The 10,572-nt window shown below is 42.8% G+C and carries 8 protein-coding genes; 5 read left to right on the plus strand and 3 right to left on the minus strand.

Translation table 11 applies throughout. From position 1 onward, the window contains the following. Complete coding sequence (locus AAEY79_RS11045; RefSeq protein ID WP_037026260.1) at window positions 1-1,638, plus strand: electron transfer flavoprotein-ubiquinone oxidoreductase; 1,638 nt, start codon at window positions 1-3, stop codon at window positions 1,636-1,638. 104 nt (window positions 1,639-1,742) lie between these two features. Here AAEY79_RS11045 and AAEY79_RS11050 read toward each other — a convergent pair whose 3' ends face one another. Then, window positions 1,743-3,239: a sodium:alanine symporter family protein gene (locus AAEY79_RS11050; protein ID WP_025651604.1), complete on the minus strand. Its 1,497-nt coding sequence runs from the start codon at window positions 3,237-3,239 to the stop codon at window positions 1,743-1,745. Between the two features lie 880 nt (window positions 3,240-4,119). On the opposite strand from AAEY79_RS11050, the gene AAEY79_RS11055 reads away from it, so the two are divergent. From AAEY79_RS11055 to AAEY79_RS11065, 3 genes are all read left to right on the plus strand, one after another. Beyond that, window positions 4,120-4,380: a DUF4212 domain-containing protein gene (locus AAEY79_RS11055; RefSeq protein WP_025651606.1), complete on the plus strand. Its 261-nt coding sequence runs from the start codon at window positions 4,120-4,122 to the stop codon at window positions 4,378-4,380. A 4-nt stretch (window positions 4,381-4,384) separates the two neighbouring features. Next, window positions 4,385-6,253 carry a sodium:solute symporter family protein gene (locus tag AAEY79_RS11060; protein ID WP_025651607.1) on the plus strand — a complete coding sequence of 623 codons (1,869 nt, stop codon included), beginning with the start codon at window positions 4,385-4,387 and terminating at the stop codon, window positions 6,251-6,253. A 214-nt stretch (window positions 6,254-6,467) separates the two neighbouring features. Continuing rightward, window positions 6,468-7,013, plus strand: a complete 546-nt coding sequence (locus AAEY79_RS11065; protein WP_350588476.1) for a hypothetical protein — start codon at window positions 6,468-6,470, stop codon at window positions 7,011-7,013. A gap of 135 nt (window positions 7,014-7,148) precedes the next feature. On the opposite strand, the gene AAEY79_RS11070 is transcribed toward AAEY79_RS11065, so the two are convergent. Further along, window positions 7,149-7,754 (minus strand): rhomboid family intramembrane serine protease, encoded by a 606-nt coding sequence (locus AAEY79_RS11070; protein WP_173239827.1) that lies wholly within the window; start codon window positions 7,752-7,754, stop codon window positions 7,149-7,151. A gap of 39 nt (window positions 7,755-7,793) precedes the next feature. Beyond that, window positions 7,794-8,846, minus strand: a complete 1,053-nt coding sequence (locus AAEY79_RS11075; RefSeq protein ID WP_350588477.1) for a 5'-nucleotidase — start codon at window positions 8,844-8,846, stop codon at window positions 7,794-7,796. Window positions 8,847-9,175: 329 nt separating this feature from the next. Here AAEY79_RS11075 and AAEY79_RS11080 point away from each other — a divergent pair, with 329 nt between their 5' ends. Continuing rightward, window positions 9,176-10,327, plus strand: coding sequence for a catalase family protein (locus AAEY79_RS11080; protein ID WP_025651611.1), 1,152 nt, complete (start codon window positions 9,176-9,178; stop codon window positions 10,325-10,327). The last annotated feature ends 245 nt before the right edge of the window (window positions 10,328-10,572 follow it).

A 10,572-nucleotide genomic window follows, 5' to 3' on the forward strand; every position in this document is an offset into this window, starting at 1 on the left:
ATGGAATTCGACGTCATCATCGTCGGCGGCGGACCTGCGGGTCTATCTGCTGCGATTCGTCTGCGTCAGCTCGCTATCAAAGCTGGCAATGATGAATTTATGGTTTGTGTGGTTGAAAAAGGCTCTGAATTCGGTGCTCATACTTTATCTGGCGCTGTTATCGAGCCGCGTGCTTTAAATGAGCTGATACCAGACTGGAAAGAAAAAGGCGCACCGCTAAACGTGCCAGCGACCGAAGATCGCTTCTACTACTTAAATTCAGCCACACGCTCTACCAAAGTACCAGATCCTTTAATCCCAGCACCGATGCACAATGACGGCAACTATATTGTCTCATTGGGAAATGTGGTTCGTTGGTTGGCCGTACAAGCCGAAGAGTTAGAAGTCATGATGTTCCCAGGCTTCCCAGCTGATGACATCTTATATAATGACGATGGTTCGGTACGCGGTATCCTGACTGGTGATATGGGTGTGGCGGCCAATGGCGAAGCCAAGCCAAGCTTTGAGCCGGGTTATGAGCTGCTTGCCAAATATACTATTTTTGCCGAAGGCAGCCGTGGTCATCTAGGCAAACGCTTAATCAGCCGTTTTGATCTTGATAAAGACTCAGATCCTCAGCATTATGGTATTGGTCTAAAAGAATTGTGGGAAGTTGTGCCAGAGAAGCACGAGCAAGGCGTGGTCATGCACGGACTTGGCTGGCCATTGACCGAAACGGGCTCTACTGGTGGTTGGTGGTTATACTTCGATGAAAACAACCAAGTAAGCTTTGGTCTTGTCGCTGATTTGTCCTATCATAACCCGTACATGTCGCCATTTGACGAGATGCAGCGCCTAAAGACGCACCCTGTCATTAAGAATGTACTCGAAGGCGGCAAGCGTATCTCTTACGGCGCTCGTGCTTTGACTAAGGGCGGTCTCAACTCCTTACCAAAATTCACCTTCCCTGGAGGTGTATTGGTCGGTGATGACGCTGGATTCTTAAACCCAGCTAAAATCAAAGGTACGCACACGTCAATGAAGTCAGGCATGCTCGCCGCCGAAGCGATTTTCGAAGCGGTACAAGCTGATCGTCAGCATGACGAAGTGATTGCTTATACGACTATGTATAAAGAGTCGTGGTTGTACCAAGATAATTACGAGTCGCGCAACTTCTCGCCTGCAATACACCGTATGGGTCTATTCATGGGTGGTACTTTCACCTTTATCGAGCACAACTTATTGAAAGGTAAAATGCCATTTACCTTACACGATAACCTGCCAGATTACGATCAGCTAGAGCGTGCCAACCACGCTTATCAGCCTACTTACCTCAAGCCTGATGGTAAACTGATCTTTGATAAGTTATCGTCGGTATTTATCTCTAATACCAACCATGCTGAAGATCAACCAACGCACTTAAAACTTACCGATCAAACGGTGCCTATTTCAATTAACTTACCTTTATATGCTGAGCCAGCACGTTTGTACTGCCCAGCGGGTGTTTACGAAGTGGTCAAAGATGCAGAAGGCGCTAAGTTCGTTATCAATGCGCAAAACTGTGTGCATTGTAAGACCTGTGATATCAAAGATCCTTCGCAGAACATTACTTGGGTGACGCCAGAAGGTGGCGGCGGTCCTAACTATCCAAATATGTAAATCATATTTGAGATAAAGAAATCAATAAAAAACCGCTCTTAATCATAAGGGCGGTTTTTTTGTACTTATACACTTTATTTAATAATCACAACCAATCTGTCAGCTTAATCCGTCCAGGCATCACGATTGGCTTCGTCTTTTAGCTTCACAAAGTCATCAGGATTAAATTTAATTTGATCGCCAGTTTTGCCCTCTTTTACTTGTCGCTCATAGTCACGCAATATTCTTAAGGCCACTGGCGATAGGATTAAAATAGCGACTAAGTTGGTCAAGGCCATAAGACCCATCGACAAATCAGCAAAGTTCCATATTGCTGGCAAACTAGCAATCGCGCCGACGAACACCATACCTAAAACCATAAAGCGGAAAATCATAATCATCACTTTGGCATTTTTGGCACCAGAGATAAATTCAAGATTAGACTCGCCATAACTATAGTTAGCAATGATAGACGTAAATGAGAAAAAGAAAATAGCAATCGCGACGAATATTACCCCCATATCGCCAACATATTGCGATAGTGCCAACTGAGTAAGCTGGATACCTTCTTGTTCGACGTTGGGGTCAACCACTCCAGACAAGATAATAATAGAGGCAGTAGCGGTACAAATAACCAAGGTATCCATAAAGACCCCGAGCATCTGCATAAATCCTTGCACTGCTGGATGATCGGGATGACTTTTGGCCGTTGCCGCCGCATTGGGTGCGGAGCCCATACCGGCTTCGTTAGAAAACAAACCGCGTTTGATACCGTTGATCATCGCCTGAGCGATACCGTAACCGATGACCCCGCCCGCTGCTTGCTCAAAGCCAAAGGCTGACTTTACAATCAAAGCAATCGCTGCTGGGAACTGACTGAAATTGGTCACGATAATGAATAGCGCTAATAAAATATATAAAATAGCCATCACTGGTACGATTTTGCCCGCGATGCGGGCTACCGAGCGCAAACCACCAAATACCACTGGCGCTACCAATACGACCAGCACCAAACCTGTCATCCACGTTGGAATGCCAAACGCTTCATTGGTCGCTTGCGCAATCGTATTGGATTGCACGCCATTAAATGCCAGACCAAATGCGACGAGTAGGCAAAGCGAGAAAAATATCGCCAGCCAGCGCTTTCCTAAACCTTTCTCGATATAGTAAGCAGGTCCACCGCGGTAAACGTTATCATTGTGCGGCACCTTATATGCTTGCGCTAAAGTCGACTCAATAAAGCTGGTCGACATACCGACTATCGCGGTCATCCACATCCAAAAAACAGCACCCGGACCACCGAGATAAATAGCAATGGCAACCCCCGCCAAGTTACCCGTACCAACACGCGCCGCGAGTGAGGTCATCAAAGCCTCAAACGAGCTGATGCCGCCATCTTTACGCCCTTGGTTTGAGACGCGTAATAGCTGCCACATGTGACCAAAGTGGCGAAATTGGATAAAGCGGGTGACGATGGTAAAATAAATACCTGCGCCAATCAGTACGAACATGAGCAATCCATACCAAGGGTTACTCGCGATCAACCAATCATTGTTACCCCAGATAATACTAACGCCATAATTGACGATACTATTGAACCAATTTGCTATGCCTTCGTTCATACGAGCTCCTCATTTACGCTTTGTATAACCTACTTTTTTAGATACTGATAACAGGGTTTAATCAGTAAAAATCTTGATTTATTGGTATTCAATACTTGCTATCAAAACGCTACGGGCATTCTATAGAGATTAAATGCTCTACAATCATCACATTTGGTTATCAACTTAGTAAATTTATTTTTAAAATAAATGTTACTTACCGCTCATATCATATAGAATGTATAAAGTAACAAATTTACAGCACAATTTAGACAGTTTTAGTAATACTTCAGTAACGTTTGTAACGTACATGTATCCTGTCAAAATAAATGTTTTGTGGCATTGATTGATCATGCCCTTAGCAATTAAAATTTTGTTATCAATTTTTTATTACTGATACCTTGAATGGTATAGACATTCCGATAAAGTTAATATTTACTTATTGGCATGAGTAATTAGCGTTCTACAAACCTTAAGATGCTTGTCAGGAAGACAAGAGCTTCAAGAACGATGGATTGTTATGCCCCACCTACCTTCCTCGAAATATATCGTTCTTCCTGCCTGTCATATTTAATTAATACTGCTATTTATTTTAAATAATTAAATTTTAAGCAATCCATCATATTTTAGGTATTACCCACTTTTTTAGGGTAATGCGCAGTGAATAGCTATTTTTTATGATGTTTTCAGTCGAAAAATAGTCCAAAACTCGCTTATTTTGTTGGTGATTTTAGTTAATGACGCTGATTGGTCGTTTCCGTTCTGCTTTGATCGTTTGTCAGGCAATGCTGGTCATTGCTATAAACGTCGTATCGCTTTTAGTGATACTTGCTAGACCATAACGGCTTATCACGCTTAAACCAATAATTCCGCTTTTATGCAAGACAAAAGGAGTTGTCCTATGGAAAACCACAACGATCCATCCGGTTATTGGCGTGCCAATGTCCGTCTCATCCTAGGTAGCCTAGTCATTTGGGCACTAGTTTCTTATGGTTTTGCTATTCTTTTACGTCCTCTGTTAGCAGGCATTAGAATCGGCGGTACTGATCTAGGCTTTTGGTTTGCTCAGCAAGGTTCTATTGCAGTCTTCATCATCTTGATCTTTTTTTACGCGTGGCGTATGAACAAGTTAGATAAACAATATGGCGTAGACGAGGAATAGCACTATGAGTCAATTTACAATTAATATTATTTTTGTGGGTCTGTCCTTCGCTCTCTACTTCGGTATTGCGATTTGGGCGCGTGCTGGTACGACCAGCGAATTCTATGTGGCTGGTGGTGGTGTGCATCCAGTCGTAAACGGTATGGCAACGGCTGCTGACTGGATGAGTGCGGCGTCATTCATCTCGATGGCCGGTATCCTTGCCGCTGGTGGTTATGGTGCCTCGACGTATTTAATGGGTTGGACAGGTGGCTATGTACTGCTAGCGATGCTCCTAGCGCCATACTTACGTAAGTTCGGTAAATTTACGGTTCCTGACTTTATCGGCGACCGTTTTTATTCTAAGACAGCGGCTATGATTGCCGTGGTTTGTTTGATTATCGCCTCGACTACTTATGTTATCGGTCAGATGACTGGTGCTGGCGTTGCTTTCTCACGCTTCTTAGAAGTTGAAAACACCACTGGCCTACTGATTGCTGCGGTCGTTGTCTTCTTCTACGCTGTACTTGGTGGCATGAAGGGGATCACTTATACGCAGGTTGCGCAGTATGTCGTTCTTATGATTGCTTATACCATTCCTGCGGTCTTTATCTCACTTGAGTTAACAGGCAATCCAATTCCCGGTCTTGGTTTATTCTCTAACCATACTGAAGCAGGTATTCCTTTATTAACCAAACTCGATCAAGTAGTCACTGATTTAGGCTTTGCAGCTTATACGGCTGACGTTCCTAACAAGCTAAATATGGTGCTGTTTACCTTATCGCTTATGATTGGTACTGCGGGTCTGCCCCACGTTATCATTCGCTTTTTCACGGTTCCTAAAGTCGCTGACGCACGTTGGACAGCGGGTTGGACCCTTGTATTTATCTCATTACTATACTTTACCGCCCCTGCAGTGGGTGCAATGGCGCGTCTCAACTTGATCGATACGATCTATCCACAAGGTGTGGAAGAGCCTGCGCTTACTTATGAGCAGCGTCCAGATTGGATGAGAACATGGGAAGATACTGGTCTTATTAAATATAACGACCTAAATAACGATGGTCGTATTCAGTTATATAACGACAGTGGATTGGGTGCGGCTCAGCTAGCACTCAACACGGCTGAAGCAGAAGGCGGAGATGTTGCAGCTGCCACTGCTGCTGTAGCAGAAGCTCGCACAGCACATGATCTAGAAGTCGATGGCCGCTTTGCCAATGCAGGTTGGGCAGGTAACGAGCTAGACGTCAACGCCGATATCTTAGTATTGGCTAACCCAGAAATCGCTCAACTGCCACCATGGGTTATCGGTCTTATCGCTGCAGGTGGTTTGGCAGCAGCACTATCAACAGCCGCTGGTCTACTACTTGCCATCTCATCAGCCATCAGTCATGACTTGATTAAGAGAAACCTTAATCCAAACATCACTGATAAGGGTGAGCTACGTGTCGCCCGTATCACAATGGGTGTCGCGATTGTCGTGGCTACTTGGCTGGGTATTAACCCACCAGGATTCGCGGCACAGGTGGTTGCCTTAGCCTTTGGTATTGCAGGTGCTTCACTGTTCCCAGCATTGATGATGGGTATTTTCTCTAAGCGTATTAACAACCTTGGCGCTATCGCCGGTATGTTGACAGGTCTGATTAGTATCTTGGTTTATATCTTTGTTTTCAAAGGCTGGTTCTTCATCAGTGGTACGGCTAACTTCCCTGATACGGAAGAATACTGGTTGTTTGGTATCTCGCCATTATCATTTGGTGCGATTGGTGCCTTGCTCAACTTTATCGTTGCGTTCATTGTATCTTACGCGACTAAAGCACCACCATTACATATCCAAGAATTGGTTGAAAGCGTTCGTTCTCCACGCGGAGCTGGCGGCGCAGTGGACCACTAAGCTCTGGTATGTAGTATGGTATCCTTTATGCATATCACTCACAGGCAGCCGCTGCTTGTGAGTGTTTTTTTATCTATATAGCGTAATAGAAATTATTTGATAACAGTCGTTTAGTGACAGTTAATCTATAAAAAGCCGCTTTATAAGAACGACATGATAAAAATTTACTATTTTATGATTGGCCTATACGCGCCATGTATTAAGGAAAAGTCTTATGCTTTATGAGTTTATCGCCACCATGGCTGCCGGATTTGGTTTGGCTGGGTTGGCACTTGTTATAACTCACCTCAGCAAATTGGCGGGCAAAAAAGCACCAAAATGGCTGATTCCAGCCTTTGCTGCTCTTGGTATTTTTGGGTTTCAGGTACATCAAGAATATAACTGGTATGATCAGCAAGTCGCTCAATTACCAGAAGGGATGACCGTGGTCAAAAAGATTGAAGAGAGTGTGTGGTTTCGACCATGGTCGTATGTAAAACCACAGACAATACGCTTTATGGCAGCCGATAGTGGTCACGCGCGGCCGCAAATAGACAATCCAGATATCTATCTAACCAATCTATATCTGTTTGAAAGACGCATGAGTGTCAAGCAAGTTGCACAGGTAATTGACTGCAGCACACCAGCCCGTGCCGATTATATTATGCCAGCGAAAGACAGTACTTTGACGGTTGATGAGCACGTTAATAGCTCAACCAAATGGCAGCCCTTAGCAACAGATGATCCCCTATTCATCAGTATTTGTAACAATAAAAGCTAGAGACTGTCCTCAATCTGAATGTAAATGGGCTAAAAATGGCCAAATATTCAGATAAAGATAAGTTTACAAAACCACTAGATAATCCGTAAAACGCCTCGCAGTTAGTAGTGTCTATCAATGAATAATATTGAGCAATTAATAACGCTGAACAGTGGCAGTATACTGATGTTTTGAGTTTGCCCCGAGCAATAAACCAGCGCATAGACCACCGAAATGTGCCGCAAAGGAGATACCTTGCTGCGGCATTAATCCTTGTTTGATAGTCAACCAGTAGCCCGTGCCCATGACAATGCAGGCCAATAGATAGCCCCAACGCCTTGCGAAGACAGCGCCACCTATCATATAACCAAGCATCGCAAAACATAGTCCTGATGCCCCGATATGAATCGATAGCGGCGAGCCAATGATCCACGTTACCAATCCAGAGGCTATAATAAGCTTAACCACTGTACGATACGCGTTGTTTTCAAACAGCCCAAATAAAAACAGAATTTGTAATAATGTCAAAGTATTGCCAAGCAAATGTGAAAAATTACCATGCATCGTCCATGAAGCAAAAATCCCTATCATGCTGCCGACATCAAGGGCTCGCGGTACGATACCAAAGATATTCCACAGCCCGAACAGCGCAAACTTGTTAAGAAAAAACATCCCCCACATTGGCACTAAAACAAAAGCATATAAGCCAATAACTTGCTTGATTCGTACTAATATCAACGTGAGTAATTGCCGCCACTTCATATAATCTTTTATCCTATTCATTTCATTTTATTAAAGACCTTAATGGTTGACTGAAAACAGTGGTTGCTGTATCGGTTTAAATGATAATAATGAAGCATCTTTGTCCGCTGTTAAATAACTATTGGCATGCAGTAACGAGGCCGAATGATAAGGCACTAAGGCGGTAGGAACAAAACTGCGCGCGGCATCAATATGTTTGACCGAATCATCAAAGAAAATATGCGGTGCAAAGGTCTTTAATACCGCTGTTTTTTCAAGCCCACCCAAGAAAAACGCCATATCCACATTGACGCCCCACTCTCGTAGCGTCTTGATAGCCCGCAGATCCGCGGGGGCGTTGCGAGCCGTCACCAACGCAATCTTAATCGGTGAATATTGCAGACCAGCAGGCAAACGTTCCTGTAAGTTTGATAGCTTAATCAATAGCTCGGCATAAGGTCCTTTTTCAATCGGTAAGTCACGCATTTGGGCTTCACGATCATGAAAAGCACGCAATCCTTTTTGCTTATATAATAGCTCGCCTGAATCATCAAAAAGCACAGCATCACCATCAAAAGCGATACGCAGCTGTTTGGTATCCAATTTATAAGTATTGACAGGCGTCGCATCGAGTATCGCACAGGCACAAATATTGGCATCAGCAACTTGCTGCGCATCCTCACGATTGGTGGTCAAAAATAAATCAACATTGAAGTCTTTGATATAAGGCGAGACAGGACTGCCCGATATAAATGCCGATCGAGAAATATTGAGTCCATGTTCTCGAATGGCATTAAGTACTTGAATGCCCGTATCTGGACTGCTCTTTGAGACAATCACCACTTCGACCAAAGGCGCTTCAATATCAGGGAGCTGTACAGTATCGTCTTCACAATAATGATTCAAATTTAGTAGGGCTTTAATCAGCGGATAACCCGCGCCAATATCCAAGGGCTCGTTCTCACGAGCGGCCATATAATCGCGAAACTCCTTTACTGCCTCGTCAGGGCGCTGCTGTAGTAGCTGTAAAAGGTGGTTCTCAGACTCCGTTAAATCAAACAATGCTGTCGCTGATATAGCCACTATTAAAGTATTGGTTAAATCGACTGCCATATTTTCTCTGCTTGTATTTAATAAATGTCGTTAATTTTAGCCAGTCTAACAATTTAAACCAAACTAGTAAGTAAGCTTTTAATGATATAGCACTTATCTCTGACCATAAAAATGTCCAATGCCCAATGCCCAATGGGTAATCGGCTTAGTCATTAATGGTTTTTACCATACAGAGTCGATAACCTGAATGCTTCACTATGTTTTCAAAACATTTAGTAATTAATCTACTGTTACATATTCTCAATACTTATCTTAAAGTAATGACTCTAAACTTTTGTAAAATAGTCACAAATTCACATTTTAATCTACTAATACATAGGTAGCTGAATATGCTAAAAAAACTATTTAAACCTAATTATGTCAAATATGACTCGAAATATATTACGTTAAGTGACGAAGATAATAAAATTATTGATACTATTACTAATGATATTCGTCTATATGTCAAAAAAAGCAAAGATTTAAACGATATCGATCATCATGTTCGTGCCGTTCATGCCAAGAGCTATTGTGGTCTAAAAGCTAAATTTGAGATATTAGATGACATTCCTAAGGAATATGCTCAAGGCCTGTACGCTAAAGCTGGTATTCACGATGCGGTTATTCGATTTTCCAATGCAGCAGCGGCAGTAAGTGCAGATAGACGATTGGGACTGGGGCAAGGATTGGCGATAAAAATATTCGATGTGCCAGGTGAAAAATTAGCCCCAGGAGAGGAAGATAGCACCACTTTTGACTACGCTTTAGTAAATAGTCCAATTTTTTTTACCAATAGTCTTAAAAATTACGCTTATTTATCAAAGCTAAATTTCGGTTTAAACGGTTACTTAGGCGAGGGTCTACTGGGTAAAGGTAAGTTCATTTTTCATTGGTTGACTAAATACGGTAAAGAATTCCCTGATCTTGAAGGCTTGCGATCACTCAACGCCTTTAGAAAGCTAGCAACCACCCCTCCTAAGAACGCTTGGTTGTACGATTATTTTTCACAAGGTGCCTTTCGTCACGGTGATTACATGGCAAAAGTCAGAGTAACTCCAACCAAAGCTTCAATGAAAAAAATTAAGCGTACCAATATTCACCTGTTCACCGAAGATGAAGCGATACGTCCCGCAATTATCGAAGAGATACGCGAGCACGACTATCAGTTCGATGTACAAATTCAATTATGCCGCAACCTTAAAAAGCAGCCTATTGATCAGCTAACACAAGAATGGAAAGAGTCTGATGCGCCATTCGTTACCGTAGCGACTTTGACCATACCTTGTCAAGACGTCCCAGACGATGGCAATCTCGACGCGATAGAGGATTTAAGCTTTACCACTTTCCGCTGTTTAGAAGAGAATCGTCCTATTGGTAAGATACAACATTCTCGTTTACGCGCTTATCAAGCATCCTCCAAGGCACGCCATGAGCAAACTATGGCTAAACGCAAAGAGCCAACTAGCTTGAAACAGATATTTGATAAGAACGCTACTAACTAAGCTCACAAGCGTGATATTTCGAAGTAAAATGGAGAAATCATAGCTAAATAAAAGCCCCATCATACAAATGTATGATGGGGCTTTCTAGGCCGTGTTTTCATTTCAAAAATGGCGATAAAAATGAGATAAATTGCTGTCAAACAAGAAAAACAGCATAGATAATATCGGGATATTAACCAGCTATTTGACGATGTTTGGCAAGATTTAGCCATTTTTAGCCCATTTAGATGACTATCGAATGAATT

Origin of the sequence: Psychrobacter sp. GW64-MNA-CIBAN-0177 (assembly GCF_040309585.1) — a bacterium.
In the GTDB taxonomy this organism is placed as follows: domain Bacteria; phylum Pseudomonadota; class Gammaproteobacteria; order Pseudomonadales; family Moraxellaceae; genus Psychrobacter; species Psychrobacter okhotskensis.

What these genes read in the sequence shown, in the direction of transcription:
- AAEY79_RS11045 (WP_037026260.1), top strand. Translation starts at nt 1, where the DNA reads ATGGAATTCGACGTCATCATCGTCGGCGGCGGACCTGCGGGTCTATCT.
- AAEY79_RS11050 (WP_025651604.1), bottom strand. Translation starts at nt 3,239, where the DNA reads ATGAACGAAGGCATAGCAAATTGGTTCAATAGTATCGTCAATTATGGC.
- AAEY79_RS11055 (WP_025651606.1), top strand. Translation starts at nt 4,120, where the DNA reads ATGGAAAACCACAACGATCCATCCGGTTATTGGCGTGCCAATGTCCGT.
- AAEY79_RS11060 (WP_025651607.1), top strand. Translation starts at nt 4,385, where the DNA reads ATGAGTCAATTTACAATTAATATTATTTTTGTGGGTCTGTCCTTCGCT.
- AAEY79_RS11065 (WP_350588476.1), top strand. Translation starts at nt 6,468, where the DNA reads ATGCTTTATGAGTTTATCGCCACCATGGCTGCCGGATTTGGTTTGGCT.
- AAEY79_RS11070 (WP_173239827.1), bottom strand. Translation starts at nt 7,754, where the DNA reads ATGAAGTGGCGGCAATTACTCACGTTGATATTAGTACGAATCAAGCAA.
- AAEY79_RS11075 (WP_350588477.1), bottom strand. Translation starts at nt 8,846, where the DNA reads ATGGCAGTCGATTTAACCAATACTTTAATAGTGGCTATATCAGCGACA.
- AAEY79_RS11080 (WP_025651611.1), top strand. Translation starts at nt 9,176, where the DNA reads ATGCTAAAAAAACTATTTAAACCTAATTATGTCAAATATGACTCGAAA.